Origin of the sequence: Acinetobacter sp. 1294243 (assembly GCF_000588015.1) — a bacterium.
GTDB classification, from domain to species: domain Bacteria; phylum Pseudomonadota; class Gammaproteobacteria; order Pseudomonadales; family Moraxellaceae; genus Acinetobacter; species Acinetobacter pittii.
Genome location: NZ_JFXG01000006.1, coordinates 125251 through 146261, shown reverse-complemented (window position 1 = coordinate 146261; position 21011 = coordinate 125251). Strand labels below are relative to the sequence as shown.

The following is a 21011-nucleotide window of genomic DNA, read 5'->3' as shown; positions in this document are numbered from 1 at the left end:
AAAACCACTGCTGAACTAGGTCAACAGTGGTTGAAATAATTAATTTAGCTGATTTTGTTTGAGCGATTTTTTATGCTCAAAGTAGCTGATTGAAAAAATAACCAAGCCGACCAAATACAACACACCAGACAACAGCAGTAAGTCTAAACCTGCTGCATAGAGTAACCAAAGCGCATAGATTGAAGCGACACTTGCAATCGCAATATGCGGCATGCGTTTATGGCGAATGGATTCTTTAAGGTAAAAAGCTGACACCAGAAAATAAGGCAGCAAAATCATGACCGATGAAATCAATAAAAGTTGAGTGTAATTTTTATTGAAAAAATACACGGCAATTAAAGAACCTTGTACGACCAGTGTCGTCAGCCAAAGTGATGAAATGGGCACATTATTTTGATTATTTTTTAAAAATAATTTCGGGAAAGCACCATTTTTTGCAGCTAAAAATGGAATTTCAGTGGCAAATAAAGTCCAACTTAAATAAGAGGATGCAACCGAAATAATCAGCCCGATAGTAATAATAATGGTACCCGGCAAGCCGATCAGTTGCTGCAAAATGGTCGCCATAGATGGGTTATGCATGCCTGCAAGCGCTTCACGACTCGCCACACCATAAGCCAATACTGTCACCATCACGTAAAAACTTAATGCCAGCAAAACACCTAAAATAGTTGCTTTACCAATATCATGACGTTTTTTTGCACGCGATGATAAAACTACAGCACCTTCAATACCGGTAAATACCCAAAGGGTAATCAACATCAGGTCTTTCACTTGCTGCCAAAGTGGAACTTGCAAAGAAAAGTCATGTAAGTTGAGTTTGAATAGATCAAACTTAAAGGCAATGAAGGTAAAGAAGATGAAAACCACCATTGGAATAATTTTGGCAATGGTTGCCAGTAAATTCACAATCGCAGCTTCTTTAATACCTCGACTTACTAACCAGTGCACCAGCCACACAAAAATGCTTGAGCCAATCAGTGAGTAGAGCGTATTACCTTCACCAAAAATAATATGATCTTTGCTGTCGGTAAACATGCCGATGCCTGAAAAGGCAATCACCACATAACCGACAATACCAATGGTAGTACACAACCAATAGCCCCACGCTGAGCAAAAACCGATCAGGTCTCCAAAACCTTCGCGTGCATAGTTATAAATACCGCCGTCAAGGTCTGGTCGTTGACGCGTTAAATGTAACAATGAGAGGGCCAAGAAAATAATACCGACCCCAGTAATGAGCCATGCAACTAGAAGGGCAGAGCCGTTGGCGACTTGAGCCATATTTTGGGGAAGGCTAAATACGCCTGACCCCACCATAGAACTAAAGACCAGCGCTGTAAGAGACAATAATCCGATTTTGGCAGCAGACATGGTATTTATTCTTTAAAAAATTGAGAAAGTTCAGCAATGTGTTCTGGCCCGATACCACAACAACCGCCCACTAAACTTGCACCTGCTTGCTGCCATTGCTTGGCAAAACCTAGATAAGCTGGAGCATCTAGGTCTTTACGAATTTCATCGAGACCATCGTTGGCAGTAGCGCTTTCATCTTGCGGTGGGAAAGCATTGGCATAAGCACCAATTTGTACCGACTCAGGAATAAGTCCTTTAATTTCATTAATTGCTTGCAAGATCACTTCAGGTTGGCAGCAATTAAACAACACTGCTTTGGCATTAGATTGTTTGATGAAATCAGCCACTTGTTGCATATTTTCGCCTGAACGAAGTAGGGCTTGTTCTTGTTTAATTTCATCTTGCAGCGTAAATGACACCCAATAGTCTTTACCATCTTGTGGTAATAACGCATGGACTGTTTCAACTTCTTTTAAGCAAGATTGGGTTTCTGCTAACCAAAAATCAACTTCCGGTGCCAATGTGTTAATGATCGGCTCAGCAAGGCTTTTAGCTTGTTCTGGTTGGAACAGGTCAGCACGGTAAGAACCAAATAACGGTGGTAAGCAGCCTGCAATTTTGACATTTTTGCCGCTTTCTTTAACTGCATTTTTTGCTTGTTCAATAGCAACTTTAATTAAACGCACGCCGTCAGTTTCAAAGCGTTCTTGTCCAATATGAAAAGGCACAACAGCGTAGTTGTTAGTCGTAATGACTTCTGAGCCAGCATTAATAAAATCGAGATGTACTTCTTTTACTGTTTCAGGTGCTTCAATGAGTGCAAGTGCAGACCACTCAGGTTGACGAAATGGAGCGCCACGACGGGCCAATTCACGGCCTAAACCGCCATCTAAAATTTTCATAAATTACAACGTAAAGGGAGAAAAATAATTCAGCTAATCTAGCGTGTAGATGGATTGTGTTCAATCGCGAATATGCTCGATATATTTCTAAATAAATTAGATTGTTATGAATATTTTTTCTTAAAAGGATTTCTGTAGACGATGTTCAGTTTTATTGATGAACTTCATGTGAAAAAGATAAGGTATTTATTTGAAAATGTAGACTAAAAAATAATCTTATAACGCGCCATATTGTTGCCAACTTTCGCCAGTGTGCTGCGTTTTATAATACGCTTTAAGCTGTTCAAGCTGCATAAAGTGTATGCCTGACCAAATTAATAAACTGATGAATATTAAAACTTTAGATAAGCGACGAACTTTTTCTAGGCGAGCAAAAGCTAACAGTACAAAAAATAAGGCAGGTAAAAATATAAAGAATTGAACAGGGGAGAAAAATAAATGAGCAGTACTAAAATATAAAGCCACTGCACTCATCAGCACATTTAAAACAGAACATAGCTTTTGATATTTACCGAGCTTAAATGCATAAGCCGTTATGGCAAGTAACAGGGCTGAGCTGACGTAAATTGCTGTACCGCCAATCATCCACATATAAAACCCGCTTACCAAAAGATAAGCCAGCAGCAAAACAAGCATGAGCTTAAAAAAAAATGACAAGAGGTGAGATGATGAGGTTAAAGGCGTCATAGCAAATCTATATCTCAAGGGAGGGCTTAAAAAACAAAAGGACGAATCGAAATTCATCCTTTTGGAATTTTATTTATACATCGTCAAACTTAGTTTGCTTTTGCAACTGGGGCAGCAGCGGTTTCATCGTTTGCAGCTTTGAACGGAGATGTATAGTTCAAGCCAAGTGTAGAACTTGTGTACTGACGAACTTTGTCGAGTAACACAGGATCTTTGCTCAAGTCTTGCTTATAAGACACTACAATTTCATGAAGCTTCTGGTTCCACTTACCTTCAGTTTGCTGAGGGAAAGCTTTTTCAAGCAAGTTAAGCATGATGTATGGAGAAGTCGAAGCACCCGGAGACGCACCTAACAAGGCAGTTACAGCACCATCTTTAGACGCAAAGATTTCTGTACCGAATTGAAGTGTTGCAGGTTTACCCGGTTCTTTCTTGATGATCTGAACACGTTGACCACCTTGGCTTAAACGCCAGTCTTCAGCTTTAGCATCTGGGTAGTACTTACGAAGTTCATTTAGACGGTCTTCATCTGACATCATGACTTGGCTAACCAAGTATTTAACAAGATCAAGGTTTTCCAAGCCAACAGTGGTCATTGGTAAAACGTTGTTTTTGTTGGTTGATGCCAGTAAATCAAGCTGAGAACCATTTTTCAGGAACTTGTTTGAATACGTTGCAAATGGGCCAAACAATACATATTTTTTACCGTCGATATAACGTGTATCAATATGTGGTACAGACATTGGAGGCGCACCAAGTTCAGCACGGCCATATACTTTCGCTGTGTGTTCAGCAGTAATTTTTGGATTGTCAGTAATTAAGAACTCACCACCAACAGGGAAGCCAGCATATTGTTTCGCCTCTGGTAAACCAGTAAGTTGCAATAATTTAACTGCTGCACCACCTGCACCGATAAATACAAAACGTGTTTTAACGTGATCTACTTTACCAGTTTTCAAATTTTTGAAAGACACAGTCCAAGTTTTGTCATCATTTTGGCTGATGCCAGTCACTTCAGTCGATGTCTGTAATTTGAAATTAGGATTTTGATTTAAATGACCCACTAATTGTTTAGTGATTGAACCATAGTTCACGTCAGAGCCAACATCCATACGGGTCGCTGCAACTTTTTGACTAGGGTCTCGGTCATTCATCACTAAAGGTGCCCATTGTTTAATCACAGCTGGGTCTTCAGTAAATTTCATGCCTTTGAACAACGGGCTTTGGATCATGGCAGCATAACGTTTTTCTAAGAATTGAACGTTATCGCCCCAAACGAAAGCAATGTGTGGAACTGGATTAATGAATGATTTTGGTTCAGCTAAAACGCCTTGTTTTACCTGATATGACCAGAACTGTTTAGCAACTTCAAATTGAGAAGCAACTTTTTCAGCTTTGGCAATTTCCATCTTACCGTTTTTCTCTTCGGTATAGTTCATTTCCATAAAGCCAGAGTGGCCTGTTCCGGCATTGTTAAAGCCGTTTGAACTTTCTTGAGCAACTTGATCAAGACGTTCGTACATACGAATTTGCCAGTTTGGTTCAAGCTCAGTGAAATAAGTACCGAGAGTGGCACTCATGATGCCGCCGCCAACAAGAACAGCATCAACAACTGGCTCATCTTTTGCAGTTTCAACTTGTTTTGACGTTGTTGGTCTAAACAAGAATGCAATACCTGCAATTAGAATAAGAATGATTAATACCAGAAGGTATTTCAAAAACTTTTTCATGTAAGGGGGACCTTAAAATAAGTTATTTGAGTCACTTAAGGTGTGAGGAAACCTAGACAGCGTATCCAGACAAAACGGATATAAATGCGAAAGTAAATTCTCAAAATTAGAGAACTTCGAAAAAAATAAAAATTACTTGGGATTATCGCAAACACTCTATATTTTAGACTAATTTTGCATTGACAAGACAATTTTTATAATAAATGGGGTTCATCAAAATCATAAATATGATTTATATTTAATCAAATTAAGCTTTAAAAAGATAATTTAAGCTAATTGTTTTTATTTAAATATTTGAAATTAAATTAATAATTTTAATTTGATTAAAGTTGAATCATTTGAAGAATATTTGCCTATAAAAATTGATTAATTTTTATTTCTTACCCTATTTATGTAAATAAGCTCTTCGTAGACGCTTATTTTCTGTCATACATGGTTCTTATTAATATTGGTTCTATAAAGATTAAATTAAGGGCATATTTCTGCATAAGAAATATGCCCTTTCAGATTTTATGATGCTACATAGAACGGTGCAGTTGAACGTGGTAACGCCTCACGTCCACGAATTTGGTCTGCAATTTTCTCGGCAATCATAATAGTAGTTGCGTTTAAGTTACCGGTAATAATGAGCGGCATGATAGAGGCATCGACAACACGTAAACCACGCATACCGTGTACACGGCCTTGACCATCTACAACAGCCATTTCATCTTCACCCATCTTGCAGCTACAAGATGGATGGTAAGCTGTTTCTGCATGGTTACGAACAAAGTCATCAAGCTCTGCATCGGTTTGCAAATGTTTGCCCGGACTAATTTCTTCACCACGATATGGATCAAGCGCGGGTTGCTGCATGATTTCACGAGTGATTCGGATTGCATCACGGAACTCACGCCAGTCTTGTTCGGTCGACATGTAGTTAAACAAGATACTTGGATGCTCAAACGGATCTTTCGATTTAAGTTTGATACGACCGCGTGAAGGCGAACGCATTGAGCCAACGTGTGCTTGGAAGCCATGTTCTTTCACTGCATTACTACCATTGTAGTTAATGGCAACCGGCAAGAAATGATACTGAATGTTTGGCCACGTAAACTCATCCGAACTACGGATAAATCCGCCTGCTTCAAACTGGTTACTTGCACCAATGCCTGTACCGTTAAATAACCACTCGGCACCAATTGCAGGTTGGTTATACCATTTCAAGGCAGGGTATAAAGAAACAGGTTGCTTACATTTATATTGTAAGTACATTTCTAGATGGTCTTGCAGGTTTTCACCCACACCCGGCAAATCATGAACCACATCAATGTCCATTGATTTTAAGAAGGTACTTTGACCTACACCCGAGCGCTGTAAAATTTGTGGTGACGCAATTGCACCTGCACAAAGTAACACTTCGCGTTTAACCAATGCACGTTGTAAGTTGTTTTGGTCAGCACCAATAATGTATTCAACACCAATTGCTTGCTTTTGATTAAATAAAATTTTATTGGTTGTGGCGTGAGTCAGAATGGTCAGGTTTGGACGACCTTTTGCCATATCCAAATAACCACGTGCGGTACTTGAACGGCGACCTTTAGGGGTTACCGTACGGTCCATTGGACCAAAGCCTTCTTGTTGGTAACCATTTAAGTCATCAGTACGCGGGTAACCGGCTTGTACACCAGCTTCAACCATGGCATGGAACAACACATTGTTGCCATTTTTAGGAGTAGCAACGGACACAGGACCGCTATCACCATGGTAGTCGTTGCCACCAATATCACGAGTTTCGGCTTTTTTGTAGTAAGGTAAACAGTCAGCATAAGACCAGTTTTCAAGGCCTTTATGAGTTGACCATTGCTCTAAATCCATTGCGTTACCGCGGATATAGCACATACCATTAATTAAAGATGAGCCACCTAAACCTTTACCACGACCACATTCCATACGACGGTTGTTCATGTGTGGTTCTGGGTCGGTTAAATAAGCCCAGTTATAGCGACGGCCTTGAAGAGGGTAGGCCAAAGCTGCCGGCATTTGTGTACGGAAATCCAAGCGATAATCTGGTCCACCCGCTTCTAATAATAAAACGGTGGTATCTTTGTCTTCAGTAAGACGCGCAGCGAGTACATTTCCGGCAGATCCTGCGCCAATAATAATGTAATCATATTCTTTAATATTCATAACTATCCTTTTTTTACTAACAGTTTGCCTGAGCAATCTATAAAGACTGCTCGGCATATGTGATTTAGGTTGAAGTGTTTAAAGCGATGGAGGCATTAAAAAATGCTTTGATAATCGCCAAGTTCAACTTGAATAGATTTGATACGAGTATAGTGCCCAAGCGTAGTTAAGCCATTTTCACGGCCTACACCAGATTGTTTATAGCCACCGACTGGCATCTCGGCAGGCGATTCGCCCCACGTGTTAATCCAGCAAATACCTGCTTCAATTTGGTGAATAATACGATGAGCACGGCTGATGTCTTGAGTAACTACGCCGGCAGCTAAACCAAAGGTCGTGTCGTTAGCACGTTGAATCACTTCTTCTTCAGTTTCATAGCTTAAGATGCTCATGACAGGTCCAAAAATCTCTTCTTGAACAATAGCCATCTGGTCAGTGCAGTCGCTAAATACCGTCGGTAGTACATAAGCGCCTTTTGCAAGTTCACCTTCTGTTGCGCGGCCACCGCCAATTAACACTTTAGCGCCTTGTTGTTTGCCTGACTCAATGAAAGACAACACTTTTTCCATGTGAGGGAAGCTAGTGAGTGGACCGAAGTTGGTGTCTTCAGCCATTGGGTCGCCAATGCGAATACGTTTTACACGTTCTACAACCGCTTTTTCAAAGTCGGCTAGAAGTGATTTTGGAACAAATACACGCGTACCGTTGGTACATACCTGACCTGAGCTAAAGAAGTTCGCCATGACTGCAATATCTGCGGCACGGTTAAGGTCGGCATCTTCACAAATAATGAGTGGAGATTTACCACCAAGTTCCATAGTCACTTCTTTTAGCGTAGAGCCAGCAGCGCTTGCCATAACTTTTTTGCCAGTTTCCACACCGCCAGTGAATGAGATTTTTTCAATCACGGGATGTTCAGTGAGCCATTGACCAATTTCACGGCCAGCACCTTGCACCACGTTAAATACGCCGTCTGGTAAGCCAGCTTCTGTATAGATTTCTGCAAGTTTAAATGCAGTGAGTGGAGTGGTTTCACTTGGTTTGAAAATCATGGCATTGCCGGCAGCAAGGGCAGGGGCAGATTTCCATAAAGCAATTTGAATTGGATAGTTCCAAGCACCAATACCAGCAACTACACCTAACGGTTCACGGCGTGTATAAAAGAAACTTGATTCGCGAAGTGGAACTTGTTCGCCTTGAATGGCTGTTGCAAGTCCTGCGTAGTATTCGAGTACATCTGCGCCAGTCACAATATCGACTGTAGATGTTTCGCTAAAAGCTTTACCTGTGTCGAGTGTTTCAAGACGGGCAAGCTCATCATTACGTTCACGAAGAATGTCGACAGCACGACGTAAAATACGTGAACGTTCCATGGCAGTCATGGCAGCCCAGATTTTTTGTCCTTGTTGGGCACTTTGTACAGCAGCTTCAATATCTTGTTCAGAAGCTTGCTGAAGAGTCGCGATTGTCTCGCCGTTGGCAGGGTTAATACTATTAAATGTTTTACCACTGGTTGCTTTAACGTAGCGTCCATGGATATACAATTGATGAACTTGTACATCACTCATTTTGTCTCTCCTGCAAAGGCTTGTTCGCAAATTGCAATTGCGTTTGTACATAATCGTAAGCAATGGAACGAGCAAGATTGCTGTCAAATTCGTTATGACGGCTTAAACTGCCTCGTAACCATAATCCATCAATCAATGCTGCCAAACCTCTAGCGGCAACACTGGCCTGTTGTTCATCCATTAACTTAAGAAAATAAAATTTCAAGTTGGAGTACAGGCGTTGATCATTAATCTTTTGTAAGCGGCTTAAGTCTGGTACATGCATACTTGCTGACCAAAAGTCCAACCAGACCCGCATTGCTTTTTCATTGACCTGACTAATGTCAAAGTTAGAGTCGATAATGGCCTTAATCTGGCTCTCTGGATGCGAATCTGCTTCTGCTCTGTACTGTTCGGTTTTACGACGCAGAACATTTAACATTTCTTGCATGCAGGTATTTATCAACCCTTGTTTGTCGCCAAAATAATGGCTGACAATGCCGGTCGACAGCTCGGCTTTTTTTGCAATTTGTGCAATGGTGGTATTAGATAACCCCACTTCATAAATTACGTCGAGTGCAGCGTTCATGATTTCTTCACGTCGCACATGTTCTGGTTTTACTCTGCGTTTTGTCATGGTTGTCCACATCAGCACTTTTAGTGGTGCTTAAAATTCAACATGTTAACTTGCAGAGCATATAGCACTTTTTTATCATACTTGTTATTGATTGAACGTTCAATCAATAACAAGTATGATATGTAAAAATCAATGAATTTTTGAACAAGCTTCTAAAAATAAAGAGGTGAAATCAAAGGTTCTTAAGGATAGGATGATGCGCATAAGTACATTACTTATCACGTTATTTTGAGAAAAATACACCGATTGCAAGGAGCAATAAGATGGTGTTGAAAAGTGATGGATATTCTTCAGACCATATTCGGTTAAATCGTTTCGTATTTTGGAGTTCAGCAATCAGTATCGGTATTTTTGGCCTGCTTTTTGTGCTGTTTCCAGAAAAAAGTCAGTTTTGGCTGACCTATGTACAAGAGCAAGTAAATCACTTTTTTGGGTGGTATTACATGCTGGTTATTGTGCTGTGTCTGGGTTTTGTTGGTTGGCTCGCTTTTTCAAAAGTAGGGCAGATTCCTTTGGGAAAAGATGACGACAAACCAGAGTTTAGTTATTTGGCTTGGACTTCAATGCTGTTTTCGGCAGGGATTGGTATTGCGCTACTTTATTATGGTGTGGCCGAACCGGTTGACCATTTTTTAAGACCGCCAGAAGGCGAGGCAGGAACGATTCAGGCAGCCCGTAATGCGATGACTTATAGCTTTTTGCATTGGGGGATTCATGGCTGGGTGCTCTATGCATTGCTCGGAGTTACTTTAGGCTACTTTGCTTTTAGACAAAACTTGCCATTAGCACTTCGCTCGGCGCTTTACCCAATTTTTGGAGAGCGAGTACATGGCTTGGTGGGTGATTTTGTCGATGGTTTTGGAATTTTAGCGACGGTTATTTCCTTAGTCACCAACTTGGGAATCGGAGCATTAGTGCTGGTATCGGGCATTTGTTACTTACTGCCGCAAATTCCGGATAACTCAGCGACCTTAATTACTGCCGTGCTCATCATGATGTTCGTTGCGACGATTACGACAGTGGTTGGTATTGAAAAAGGTTTAGCATGGTTGTCGCGTATTAATTTACGTCTGCTGTATGCCTTACTTTTATTTGTATTTTTAACGGGTCCGACTAACCATTTATTAAATGGTCTGGTACAAAATACGGGCGATTATCTCAATAATTTTATTGGTAAAAGTTTTGATATGTATTTGTACAATCAAAAAGCCAGTGGCTGGTTGGGTTCGTGGACCGTATTTTATTGGGCTTGGTGGATTGCTTGGGCGCCTTTTGTCGGTATGTTTATTGCCCGTATTTCAAAAGGACGTACCATTCGTGAAGTTGTATTGGGTGTATGCCTGATTCCACTAGGCTTTACATTGGCTTGGATTTCAGTTTTTGGAAACACTGCAATTTATTTTATCTTGCAGCAAAAACAGAAAGTATTAGGTGATATGGTCTTAACTGATCCAGCATTATCTTTATTTAAATTACTCGAATATCTGCCGTTTAATCCGTACGTTGCGGGTATTGTTGTTGTAATTTGTTTCGTTTTATTTTTGACACCAGTTGGCTCTGGTACACTAATGATCGCTAATTTGTCCTCAAAAGGGGGCACCAATGATAGTGATTCACCGATCTGGTTACGCGTCTTTTGGTCTGTGGTAATTACCATTGTAAGTATTGGCTTGCTATTAGCCGGTAGTTTTAACTCCATGCAAAGTGCTGTGGTGTTATGTGGTTTACCATTTTCAGTCATTATTTTGCTCTATATGTTTGGTTTAGCCAAAGCGTTAAAGCAAGATGATTTTGACCCTCAATTAGTGAAAAAACAGTTAGCTGTTTCAAAAGACATTTCAGTCCCATCGAACTGTGGACAGAATAAAGTGACCGAGGTTTTATAACCTCAATCGATCACATCTATATATTATTTTTTTGCGTTTAAAGTCGTCTTTTCATTGTTTTAAATAAGAGTGAAAAGACGAAATTAAATATTTTGTTTTTATTTTATTCCTTGAGGATTGTATGGCAACAGATAATCCAAGAGCAGTTGATGATTTAACATTATCTAAATCTAAAAAAGACCCGCTCAACCGTGTGGTTTTTTATTTTTCAGCTGTACTTATTTTAATTTTTTCTCTCGTCACGTTTTTGTTCAACGATTTTGCAAATCGAGTCATGAATGCCGTGCTTCAGTGGGTGACTTCAACCTTTGGTTGGTATTATCTGCTCGCCGCAACATTATATATGGCCTTCGTGATTTTTATTGCCTGCTCAAGATATGGCAGTATCAAATTAGGACCTAAGCATTCAAAGCCTGAGTTTAGTTTACTGAGTTGGTCTGCCATGCTGTTCTCTGCTGGTATTGGTATCGACCTCATGTTCTTCTCGGTCGCTGAACCACTATCTCATTATATGCAACCTCCGGTCGGAGCAGGTCAAACCTATGAAGCAGCACGCCAAAGTATGGTTTGGACATTGTTTCACTATGGTTTAACAGGCTGGTGTATGTATGCCTTGATTGGTATGTCATTGGGATACTTTAGCTATCGTTATAATTTGCCGCTTACCATTCGTTCTGCACTTTACCCAATTTTCGGGAACAGAATTAATGGTGCGATTGGGCATAGTGTTGATACAGCTGCCGTGATCGGGACAATTTTTGGTATTGCAACAACCTGCGGGATTGGAGTAGTACAGCTGAATTACGGCCTACATGTGTTATTGGGGTTACCAGAAAATATCTGGATGCAATTTATCCTGATTGCTGTTGCAGTGGGTATTAGTATTATTTCGGTGACATCTGGGGTTAATAAAGGCCTGCGGATTTTATCTGAAATCAATATTTATGTTTCGGTCGGGTTATTGCTGTTTATTTTATTCTTGGGAAATACTGAGTTTTTACTCAATGCCCTTGTCCAAAATATTGGTGACTATTTAACTCGTTTCCCTGCTTTAGCATTACAAAGTTTTGCTTTTGAACAGCCTAAAGAGTGGATGAGTAGTTGGACTTTCTTCTTCTGGGCGTGGTGGATTGCGTGGTCTCCATTTGTAGGACTCTTTTTGGCACGTATCTCAAGAGGACGTACCATTCGTGAGTTTGTATGCGGTACCTTAATTATTCCACTTCTATTTACACTTACGTGGTTATCTATTTTTGGTAATAGTGCTCTGCATAGCGTTATTTTTGAAGGCAATCAAACCTTAGCAGCGACTGTGTTAGCAAATCCGGCTCATGGTTTTTATGACCTGTTAGCGCAATATCCGGGCTTTACCTTTATCGCTTCAATTGCCACCGTAACAGGACTTTTGTTCTACGTGACTTCTGCCGATTCAGGAGCTCTGGTTTTAGGTAACTTCACCACTAAACTCACGAATATCGATAATGATGCTCCACGTTGGTTAAGCGTGTTTTGGGCAGTGGCGATTGGTTTACTCACATTAGCCATGCTCATGACCAACGGCATTACAGCCTTGCAAAACGCAACTATTATTATGGGTTTGCCGTTTAGTTTTGTGATGTTCCTTGTGATGGCAGGGCTTTATAAGTCACTCAGACTTGAAGATTACAGGCATGCTAGTCGCAGTATGAATGCAGCGCCAGTCGTAGGGAACGTTGATATTCTGAACTGGAAACAGCGTTTAACTCGAGTGATGCATCATCCGGGAACCACTGAAACACACCGCATGCTAGATACGGTGTGTTTGCCAGCTGTTCAGGCTGTTGCTGATGAGTTGATTAAGCAGGGTATGAATGTGGACGTGCAGCAAACCCCGCTTGAAGATGAAGATACGCTTTACCATCTAGATCTCACTATCCATTTGGAAGAAGAGCAAAACTTTGTTTATCAGATCTGGCCTGTACGCTATAGCGCGCCGAACTTTAGCCAGCGTGTAAAACGAGGCAAACAGTTCTATTTCCGACTTGAAACCTATCTTTATGATGGCTCTCAAGATAACGATCTGGTCGGTTACAGTAAAGAACAGGTCATTAACGATATTTTAGATAAATATGAAAGACATATGACGTTCTTACATATTAATCGTATTAGTCCCGGGAATCGTCCATTGTTCCCAGATCCACAAGCTTAAGAGGAAAATGCATGGCTTCTCCTTATCTACATTCTTTTGCTTTATTTTTCTCTTTGCTCAATCCATTTTTAATGAGCATTTATATGATTGGCCTGATTCGCCATTCAGAAGCTAAGGTGTTTAATAAAGCACTGATTCAGGGAAGTTTGATTGCTTTTGTTGTCTTCATGCTATTTGCATGGGGCGGCGAAACAATTTTTAGTAAATATCTGAATGTACGTTTTGAAGCCTTTCAGATTTTTGGAGGTCTAATCTTTTTGGTGATTGGCTACCGCTATGTGTTTCAAGGTGCCGACACCATTGGAGAAATGCGTGGTGCTCCAGAACATCTGGCTGGCACCATTGCCATGCCGTTTATGATCGGCCCAGGGACTATTAGCGCTGCGGTAGTCACAGGGATTGAAATGTCAATTGGTGAGGCAGCGCTAGTAATTGCCTTCACCTTGTTTTTAACTTGCAGTATTTTGATTTTGATGAAATTTTCACATGATCATTTACGCTATAAACATGCCAAACATATTGACCGCTATTTTGATATTGTCGGGCGTTTATCTGCTTTATTAATTGGTACGATCGCCATTGATATGATTATTAATGGTGTGACAGGCGTCATTAATAAAGTTTAGCAAGTCATTCATAAGAACCTGCTATGCCATTGAACATGGAATAAAATGGCATAGCATCTTCTAAAAAATTCTAAGATAAATAGAACAGCTTTAAAAAATAACTTTAAAAATAGTGCCTTAAAAAATTAAATTTTAAAAAACAATCAAAGATATTAAAAAATACGATGCTATGTTATGGATTTAAGCATGTTTTTTTTGTGAATTATCAACCATAATATTGACTGAGCTTGTTTTAAGACAGAGTTGAGCTATGCCTACATTAGATGAAATGACCACAGCAACTGATGATCAGTCTGAATTGACGATGTCAGTTTTGATGACGCCTGATATGGCAAATTTTTCAGGTAATGTTCATGGTGGTACGATTCTAAAACTACTAGACCAAGTCGCTTATGCTTGCGCAAGTCGTTATTCGGGTGGCTACGTGGTGACTTTATCTGTAGATAAAGTAAATTTTAAAGAACCTATTTATGTAGGTGAGTTGGTAACCTTCTTGGCAAGTGTGAACCATGTAGGTCGTACTTCAATGGAAGTCGGTATCCGTGTTGAAGCGCAAAATATCCAGAAGCGGACAGTGCGCCATACCAATAGCTGTTATTTCACGATGGTTGCTGTTGATGAACAGGGCAAGCCATGTGAAGTACCTCAATTAAATCTAAATACAGAATGGAAGCGTTGCCGCTTTGAAGCTGCTGAGCATCGTAAGGTTTTACGTCTTCAAGAAAATCACAACCCATCTTGTAGCATGTATAAGAAAACTTCTTAAAAAAGATTGAATTAAAAAAGGACCGAACCGCAGCATGGTTCGATCCTTTCTCTTCTTTACTAAAATTCAGCGTCCATTTTTCATTTCAGTAAAATTATCTCTGAGCTTGGAGGAGAATGCTGAGAGAATTAACGAGTTGCAGGAGCAGCTTCAGAAGCAGAACCTACAGCATCAGATGCAGCATTTGCAGTGTTTGCTTGTTCTTGAGTTGAAACAACAACTTTTTCTTCACCAGCAGCGTTATGTGCTTGGTCGTGCTTAGAAGCAGCAAAAGTTGAAGCAGCAGTTAAAGCAAGTGTAGTAGCGAGTAAAGTTTTAGCTAATTTCATTTTATGGCATCCTTAAATTTCATTTAAAAATAAATTAAACCTAATCGTTCATACATACCTGAAACCTGTATGGCTGAATGACTAAGCTAGGACACATGCTAAGCCGAGGTTGGTATTACATCAATTAACTTAACAATCTATTACGGCTATCTTAACAATATGAAATATACGGGTCATTTATGTGAGCAATCTGTAAAATAAAGGGACTTAAATACACCTTAAAATGTGAAAAAATATTTCTTATCGAGTAAAAAAAAGCCAACTCTGTTACGTAAACCTAACACTCTGGCATGAATTGTGAATATGTTTGAATAGGATATTTCGTTTGAATAGTAGAGGTTAAAAGTTAATTTAGATAATTGATGAGATGCCTGTCACAAATTGAGAGCTTTAGCCTGATAATTGAAAAGTATATCTTCAAAGTGAAAAATCATTTTCATGGGATTTAAACAGTGATATACCTTTCTTAGTTTTTTATACTTTGTTGATTTGAGCCGCTTGTGAAACTGATAGCCCCAAAAACTGTTCCCACCCATATTATTTCCGGTTTTTTAGGGGCAGGAAAAACCACGTTGTTACAGCATTTATTAAGCCAAAAGCCTAAAGATGAGGTTTGGGCTGTATTAATGAATGAATTTGGGCAAATTGGAGTAGACCAACAACTCTTATCCCAAGAAGAAGGATATGCGGTCAAAGAACTATTAGGGGGCTGTCTATGTTGTAGCAGTCAATTGCCGATGCATATTGCTTTAGCCCGTCTATTGAGTGAACAAAAGCCAGATCGACTCTTTATTGAGCCGACTGGACTTGGACATCCTTCTCAATTATTTGACCAACTGACTGAACCTCATTGGCAAAGTAGTTTAGCTATGCGAGCACTGATTACGGTGGTAGATGGCAGTCGTTTGCACGATACCAATTGGGTTAAACAAAACCTTTATGAAGATCAGTTAAAAGCTGCTCAAATTGTGGTGGTATCACATACCGATGTGATGACTTTTGAAGATGATCAGGCGCTTGAGCTATTAAAAGACGAATACCAGCCTTATCACCAAGAGTGGATTAAAATTGAACATGGTCAGTTAGCTTTAAATAAAATTGATGTAGCTGCTCGTTTAACTGAGCGATCTATACAACCTTTACTGAAACTTCAAAAACAAATGACTGAAACCGAGGTTAAGAAGGAAATTCAGCAATTACCTTATCATTATGTCGAGTCGGCACAAGGCTATATTGTGGCAGGGTGGAAATTACCTAAACGCTGGAAATTCGATTTTTATAATTTGCTAGATTTATTATGTGCGCAGCAAGACTGGCTTCGAATTAAGGGAATTTTTAACACAGATCAAGGGTGGAAAGTTTTTAACTTTAATCCTGATCAGTTTAATTATAAGTCTGGTGAAGAGGGCATTGATAACCGCATTGAAATCATTAGCGAACATAACCATGATTGGTTAGCTTTTGAAACAGCTTTACTTGCCTGTCAGCTTGAAGAATAGAGAACATTAAACCAAAGATGATTTAATGTTCTCATAATGGATTTAAGGTTTTGTATCTAACACAGCTTTAGCTTGAGCGTGATCAATATCTTTTTCCCAGTGTGCAATCACTACGGTCGCGACACAGTTACCAATTAAGTTGGTACAGGCACGAATAATTCCAATAAACCAGTCGACTGAAAGTAGAAGCACTAAGCCAATTGCAGGGAGACTTGGTATCACTGAAAGTGTGGCTGCAAGAATAACTAAAGCCGAGCCTGGAATACCGTGAGCGCCTTTAGATGTAATGAGCGAAACCAGCAAAATAGCCAGTAAGTCATGCATAGACAAATCAATATTGCAGGCCTGTGCAATAAAGATCACGCCTAACGTTAAGTAAATTGAAAACCCGTCTAGATTAAATGAATAACCAGTTGGAATAACCAAACCGACAGTTGAATCTTTGATTCCCAAATTTTTGAGTTTTTTCATAATTTGAGGAAGAACAGAGTCAGAAGAAGCGGTACCTAAAACAATAGCGAGTTCATCTTTAAAATAGCCCACAAATTTGAAAATGTTGAGACCGGCAAGTTTTAAAATCGAACCTAAAACAATAACGACAAATAAAATGCAGGTTGCATAAAACAGTAAAACTAAATAACCCAATTGTAAGAGTGAATCTAAACCAAATTTAGCAGTGGTATAGGCGACTGAACCGAATACACCAATTGGAGCTAAACGAATAATAAGTCCCATAATTTTAAAGAAGACTTCCGAAAAAGCTTCAAGCGCTTGACGTACCAGCTCTGCTAAATGTTTAGGAATTAAAAGTAGGGAAACACCAAATAAAATAGCGATCAATAAAACCTGTAAAATATCGCCGTTTGCAAAAGCAGCAGTGAAGGTCTTCGGAATAATATTGAGTAGAAATTCCGAACCCGTATGCATCTCGTGGGCACGTTCGGTATACGTACTTAAATCTTTTGCATCTAAATGGCTAATATCGATATTCATACCGACGCCCGGTTTAAATACATAGGCCACAATAATGCCTAAAATTAAGGCAATACTGGTGACCACTTCAAAATAAAGAATGGTTTTTGCACCGACTTTGCCCATTTTTTTAATGTCGTTTGCACCATAGATTCCCAGTACAACAACACAAAACACAATTGGTGCAATCAGCATCTTAATTAAAGAAATAAAACCATCACCTAATGGCTTTAGAGAAAGGGAGAAATCATGAAAGCCGATTCCAACTGCAACTCCAAGAAAGAGAGCACACAGAACCTGTAAAAATAAACTACGCTTGAGCTTTAGCCACATAAGTCATCAATTTTAGCAAGAGAAAAATATCTCTCTCTAAAGCAAAAAGTCGGCCAACTATAAAATAAGCTGAGCGTTTTGGAAGAATATGCAAATTTCACATGACTATGCTTTGTATTGTTCAGTTTTTTTATAATTTTTTACCTAAAATCGAGTATCCTTAGCGCCAAATTTTTGGACATATTAATCATGGCGCTTAAAGCAACAATTTATAAGGCAGACTTGAATATTGCCAATATGGATGACCATATTTATGGTGATTATCAACTGACGCTTGCCTTGCATCCTTCGGAAACTTTAGAACGCTTAATGGTTCGTTTGATGGCTTTTGCCCGTTTCGCAAGTGATGAGCTTGAGTTTACTAAAGACCTTTTTGAAACTGACGAGCCAGCATTATGGCAAAAAGATTTAACAGGTCAGTTAGAAACATGGATTGAAGTTGGCTTACCGTCTGAAGATAAAGTCAAAAAAGCCAGTGCTCGCTGTAAAACAGTTGCGCTTGTTGTGTATGGCACACAAGTCGAAGACTGGTGGAAACGAAACAGTAAAATTAAAACGTTAAGTAATGTTCAAGTGTGGCAAATTGCTCCTCAAAGTACAGCAGAGCTTGAACAACTTTGTGAACGTACGATGCAGCTTCAATTAAATGTCATGGACAACGAGTGGACGCTTTTAGGTGAAAAGGGTCAGGCAAGTGTTGTGTGGACACAGTTACAGTAACATAGAAAAGCGCAACAAATTCTACAGATTCAGTTGGTACACTAAGTACCAATTGCGATTTTAAAGATTCAGATTAAGGGGTAAACCATGTCAAATGAATTAGAAATTATCGATTTAAAAGTAGGTGAAGGCAAAGAAGCGGTTAAAGGTGCTTTGATTACAACTCACTACACAGGTTGGTTAGAAGATGGCACCAAATTCGATTCTTCAATTGATCGCGGTAATTATTTTGAATGTGTGATTGGAACAGGCCGTGTAATTAAAGGCTGGGACCAAGGCATTATGGGAATGAAAGTTGGCGGCAAGCGTAAATTAATCGTACCTGCTCATTTAGCTTATGGCGAGCGTAAAATGGGTAAGATTATTCCTGCTAATTCTAATTTAATTTTTGAAATTGAATTATTCGATGTCAAAACTCGTGACTAGTGAAAATTTAAAGCCCTTTAGGGGGCTTTCTTGTTTATATGAGCTTTAAATATAAATACATTATTAATTTATATTTTAGCTTTTTAAATATTTAAGATTATTTTCAGATTATTTGATTATAAATGCTGACTGAGAAACTGTTCATTTATGGGCAGCCTGACATTAAGACCAAATTTCAAAAAGTTTGCGTCTTAAAATCAAACTTCGCATAAATAATCTATATTGTTATTGAGACGCTATTTCATGATTATCCGCTTTGCATCTCCTTTGTTGAACATATCACTTGGCTTAGCTCTGGCAGGTTTGTCAGGCATGGCATTAGCCAAACCACCTAAACTGGACGCGTCAACACTTACGGTGATTGGTTATCATGAAATTACCGATACTAAAAATGCATTAATTCCTCAATATGCAGTGACGACTCAACAATTTACACAGCATGTTGAATGGCTGCAAAAAAATGGATTCCATTTTATTACGGTTGATCAGTTGATCCGTGCTCATCAAGGTAAATTTCAATTACCTACAAAACCTGTTCTATTAACTGTAGACGATGGTTATCAATCTTTTTATCAAAATGCTTATCCTGTCATTAAAGCTAAAAAAATCCCTGTAGTACTCGCAGTAGTAGGTTCATGGTTAGAGCCAAAAGCAGGGCAGAAAGTCGATTTTTCAGGGGAAGAAATTCCACGCGATAAAATCTTAAGCTGGCCTGAGCTGAAAGAAATGCAAGATAGTGGCTTTGTTGAGATCGCAAGCCATAGCTATCATTTGCATCGCGGTATTACAGGCAACCCGCAAGGGAACTCTGAACCTGCTGCAACCACTCGTTTTTATGATGTAAAAACTCAAACTTACGAGAACGATGCACAATATCAGTCACGTATCTATAACGACTTAAAGAAAAATAACGAACTACTTAAAGCACACGGCTTACGTTCACCACGTATTATGGTATGGCCTTATGGTCGCTATAATATGCAAACAGTTCAAATTGCTAAAAAGCTTGGTATGCCAATTACCATTACACTTGATGATGGGGCAGACCACGCGAAACAATCTCTTCAAAATATGAGCCGTATTTTGGTAGAAGGCGATATGACGACTGATGATTTGGCTCAAGAAATTAAAAATCGTGAATTGAATTTAACGGATAACAATCGTCCGCAAAAAATTATGCATGTCGATCTGGACTATATTTATGATCCAGACCCGAAACAGCAAGAGCGTAATTTAGGTCATTTGTTAGACCGAATTAATGCGATGGGCGTAAATACAGTCTATTTACAAGCATTTTCAGATCCAGATGCGAATGGCTCTGCTGATATGGTGTATTTCCCGAACCGTCACCTTCCAATGCGTGCCGACTTATTTAACCGTGTAGCATGGCAAATTCAAACGCGTACGCCTGTAAGTCGTATTTATGCGTGGATGCCTTTATTGGCATGGGAATTACCAAAAACTGATCCTGTTTCTAAGGATTTGGTGGTGACAGAACAGGCAAAATCTGGTGAACACCTCAACATGGGGTATATCCGTTTAAGTCCGTTCTCAGCAGACGCACGCCAAACTATTCGTGAGATTTATCAAGATTTGGCTAAGTCATCTTCATTTAACGGAATTTTATTCCATGACGACGTCACCTTATCTGACTATGAAGATGCAAGCCCAGATGCCTTAAAAGCTTATGCGAAACAAGGTTTACCTACAGATTTGGCAAAAATTCGCGATAACGATCAAGATTTGCAAAAGTGGACTGCATATAAGACAAAATATCTAGATGATTTTGCAATGCAACTTGTTGATGACGTGCGACAATATGAACCGTTCTTGCTCACCGCACGTAACTTATATGCGCAAGTTGCTTTAAAACCATATGCAGAAAACTGGTATTCACAATCGCTTGAAGAGTCGTTAAAACGCTATGACTTTACGGCTATTATGGCAATGCCTTATATGGAACAGGTCGATAACTCTGATCAATTCTATAAAGACATGATTGATCGTGTGAAACAATATCCAAATGGCATTAAGAAAACTGTTTTTGAATTACAGGCAACCGACTGGCGTAAAAACGAAAAGGTACCTTCAACTGAAATGGCCGCAACAATTCATTCTCTTTATCAGCAAGGTGTAATGCATGTCGGATATTACCCAGATGACCCAATTAAAGATCATCCGGATGTGGACACTATGCATAAAGCATTTGCTGAAAAATCATCTCGTCTTGTGCCGTAG

Annotated in this window: 17 protein-coding genes; 8 read left to right on the top strand and 9 right to left on the bottom strand. The window is 39.4% G+C overall.

Features of this window, described 5'->3' with window-relative positions; genetic code table 11:
- Positions 1 to 39: 39 nt before the first annotated feature.
- From J655_RS13610 to betI, 7 genes are all read right to left on the bottom strand, one after another.
- The gene (locus J655_RS13610; protein ID WP_032052494.1) at positions 40 to 1374 is read right to left on the bottom strand and encodes a basic amino acid/polyamine antiporter; all 1335 of its coding nucleotides are present in this window, start codon (positions 1372 to 1374) and stop codon (positions 40 to 42) included.
- Positions 1375 to 1379: 5 nt separating this feature from the next.
- The gene (locus J655_RS13605) at positions 1380 to 2258 is read right to left on the bottom strand and encodes a homocysteine S-methyltransferase family protein (RefSeq protein ID WP_014206015.1); all 879 of its coding nucleotides are present in this window, start codon (positions 2256 to 2258) and stop codon (positions 1380 to 1382) included.
- Between the two features lie 216 nt (positions 2259 to 2474).
- Positions 2475 to 2945, bottom strand: a complete 471-nt coding sequence (locus J655_RS0104430) for a hypothetical protein (RefSeq protein ID WP_032052493.1) — start codon at positions 2943 to 2945, stop codon at positions 2475 to 2477.
- A gap of 89 nt (positions 2946 to 3034) precedes the next feature.
- On the bottom strand, positions 3035 to 4675 hold the full coding sequence (gene mqo, locus J655_RS13600; protein WP_032052492.1) for a malate dehydrogenase (quinone): 1641 nt from the start codon (positions 4673 to 4675) through the stop codon (positions 3035 to 3037).
- Between the two features lie 510 nt (positions 4676 to 5185).
- Positions 5186 to 6844: a choline dehydrogenase gene (gene betA, locus J655_RS13595; protein ID WP_032052490.1), complete on the bottom strand. Its 1659-nt coding sequence runs from the start codon at positions 6842 to 6844 to the stop codon at positions 5186 to 5188.
- 95 nt (positions 6845 to 6939) lie between these two features.
- Positions 6940 to 8412 carry a betaine-aldehyde dehydrogenase gene (gene betB, locus J655_RS13590; protein ID WP_032052489.1) on the bottom strand — a complete coding sequence of 491 codons (1473 nt, stop codon included), beginning with the start codon at positions 8410 to 8412 and terminating at the stop codon, positions 6940 to 6942.
- Complete coding sequence (gene betI / locus J655_RS13585; RefSeq protein WP_005070763.1) at positions 8405 to 9028, bottom strand: transcriptional regulator BetI; 624 nt, start codon at positions 9026 to 9028, stop codon at positions 8405 to 8407. The genes betB and betI overlap by 8 nt, the downstream gene beginning before the upstream one ends.
- 263 nt (positions 9029 to 9291) lie before the next feature.
- Here betI and J655_RS13580 point away from each other — a divergent pair, with 263 nt between their 5' ends.
- The 4 genes from J655_RS13580 (at position 9292) to J655_RS13565 (ending at position 14494) form a co-directional block, all read left to right on the top strand.
- Entirely contained in the window at positions 9292 to 10914 is a 1623-nt protein-coding gene (locus J655_RS13580) for a BCCT family transporter (RefSeq protein ID WP_032005825.1), read from the top strand.
- A gap of 121 nt (positions 10915 to 11035) precedes the next feature.
- On the top strand, positions 11036 to 13102 hold the full coding sequence (locus J655_RS13575; RefSeq protein WP_032005827.1) for a choline transporter: 2067 nt from the start codon (positions 11036 to 11038) through the stop codon (positions 13100 to 13102).
- Between the two features lie 11 nt (positions 13103 to 13113).
- Positions 13114 to 13728 (top strand): MarC family protein, encoded by a 615-nt coding sequence (locus J655_RS13570; protein WP_002117499.1) that lies wholly within the window; start codon positions 13114 to 13116, stop codon positions 13726 to 13728.
- A gap of 250 nt (positions 13729 to 13978) precedes the next feature.
- Positions 13979 to 14494, top strand: a complete 516-nt coding sequence (locus J655_RS13565; protein WP_005070756.1) for an acyl-CoA thioesterase — start codon at positions 13979 to 13981, stop codon at positions 14492 to 14494.
- A 128-nt stretch (positions 14495 to 14622) separates the two neighbouring features.
- On the opposite strand, the gene J655_RS13560 is transcribed toward J655_RS13565, so the two are convergent.
- Positions 14623 to 14823, bottom strand: a complete 201-nt coding sequence (locus J655_RS13560) for a hypothetical protein (RefSeq protein ID WP_032005829.1) — start codon at positions 14821 to 14823, stop codon at positions 14623 to 14625.
- A 500-nt stretch (positions 14824 to 15323) separates the two neighbouring features.
- On the opposite strand from J655_RS13560, the gene J655_RS13555 reads away from it, so the two are divergent.
- Positions 15324 to 16322, top strand: a complete 999-nt coding sequence (locus J655_RS13555) for a CobW family GTP-binding protein (RefSeq protein WP_032005831.1) — start codon at positions 15324 to 15326, stop codon at positions 16320 to 16322.
- Positions 16323 to 16364: 42 nt separating this feature from the next.
- On the opposite strand, the gene dctA is transcribed toward J655_RS13555, so the two are convergent.
- Positions 16365 to 17627, bottom strand: coding sequence for a C4-dicarboxylate transporter DctA (gene dctA / locus J655_RS13550; protein ID WP_032005833.1), 1263 nt, complete (start codon positions 17625 to 17627; stop codon positions 16365 to 16367).
- A gap of 189 nt (positions 17628 to 17816) precedes the next feature.
- Between dctA and J655_RS13545 the strand changes: the two genes are divergently transcribed.
- The 3 genes from J655_RS13545 (at position 17817) to pgaB (ending at position 21011) form a co-directional block, all read left to right on the top strand.
- Entirely contained in the window at positions 17817 to 18347 is a 531-nt protein-coding gene (locus J655_RS13545; protein WP_005075397.1) for a YaeQ family protein, read from the top strand.
- Positions 18348 to 18434: 87 nt separating this feature from the next.
- Positions 18435 to 18773, top strand: coding sequence for an FKBP-type peptidyl-prolyl cis-trans isomerase (locus tag J655_RS13540; protein WP_002117532.1), 339 nt, complete (start codon positions 18435 to 18437; stop codon positions 18771 to 18773).
- Between the two features lie 243 nt (positions 18774 to 19016).
- Complete coding sequence (pgaB, locus tag J655_RS13535; protein WP_032052488.1) at positions 19017 to 21011, top strand: poly-beta-1,6-N-acetyl-D-glucosamine N-deacetylase PgaB; 1995 nt, start codon at positions 19017 to 19019, stop codon at positions 21009 to 21011.

What these genes read in the sequence shown, in the direction of transcription:
- J655_RS13610 (WP_032052494.1), bottom strand. Translation starts at nt 1,374, where the DNA reads ATGTCTGCTGCCAAAATCGGATTATTGTCTCTTACAGCGCTGGTCTTT.
- J655_RS13605 (WP_014206015.1), bottom strand. Translation starts at nt 2,258, where the DNA reads ATGAAAATTTTAGATGGCGGTTTAGGCCGTGAATTGGCCCGTCGTGGC.
- J655_RS0104430 (WP_032052493.1), bottom strand. Translation starts at nt 2,945, where the DNA reads ATGACGCCTTTAACCTCATCATCTCACCTCTTGTCATTTTTTTTTAAG.
- mqo (WP_032052492.1), bottom strand. Translation starts at nt 4,675, where the DNA reads ATGAAAAAGTTTTTGAAATACCTTCTGGTATTAATCATTCTTATTCTA.
- betA (WP_032052490.1), bottom strand. Translation starts at nt 6,844, where the DNA reads ATGAATATTAAAGAATATGATTACATTATTATTGGCGCAGGATCTGCC.
- betB (WP_032052489.1), bottom strand. Translation starts at nt 8,412, where the DNA reads ATGAGTGATGTACAAGTTCATCAATTGTATATCCATGGACGCTACGTT.
- betI (WP_005070763.1), bottom strand. Translation starts at nt 9,028, where the DNA reads ATGACAAAACGCAGAGTAAAACCAGAACATGTGCGACGTGAAGAAATC.
- J655_RS13580 (WP_032005825.1), top strand. Translation starts at nt 9,292, where the DNA reads ATGGTGTTGAAAAGTGATGGATATTCTTCAGACCATATTCGGTTAAAT.
- J655_RS13575 (WP_032005827.1), top strand. Translation starts at nt 11,036, where the DNA reads ATGGCAACAGATAATCCAAGAGCAGTTGATGATTTAACATTATCTAAA.
- J655_RS13570 (WP_002117499.1), top strand. Translation starts at nt 13,114, where the DNA reads ATGGCTTCTCCTTATCTACATTCTTTTGCTTTATTTTTCTCTTTGCTC.
- J655_RS13565 (WP_005070756.1), top strand. Translation starts at nt 13,979, where the DNA reads ATGCCTACATTAGATGAAATGACCACAGCAACTGATGATCAGTCTGAA.
- J655_RS13560 (WP_032005829.1), bottom strand. Translation starts at nt 14,823, where the DNA reads ATGAAATTAGCTAAAACTTTACTCGCTACTACACTTGCTTTAACTGCT.
- dctA (WP_032005833.1), bottom strand. Translation starts at nt 17,627, where the DNA reads ATGTGGCTAAAGCTCAAGCGTAGTTTATTTTTACAGGTTCTGTGTGCT.
- J655_RS13545 (WP_005075397.1), top strand. Translation starts at nt 17,817, where the DNA reads ATGGCGCTTAAAGCAACAATTTATAAGGCAGACTTGAATATTGCCAAT.
- J655_RS13540 (WP_002117532.1), top strand. Translation starts at nt 18,435, where the DNA reads ATGTCAAATGAATTAGAAATTATCGATTTAAAAGTAGGTGAAGGCAAA.
- pgaB (WP_032052488.1), top strand. Translation starts at nt 19,017, where the DNA reads ATGATTATCCGCTTTGCATCTCCTTTGTTGAACATATCACTTGGCTTA.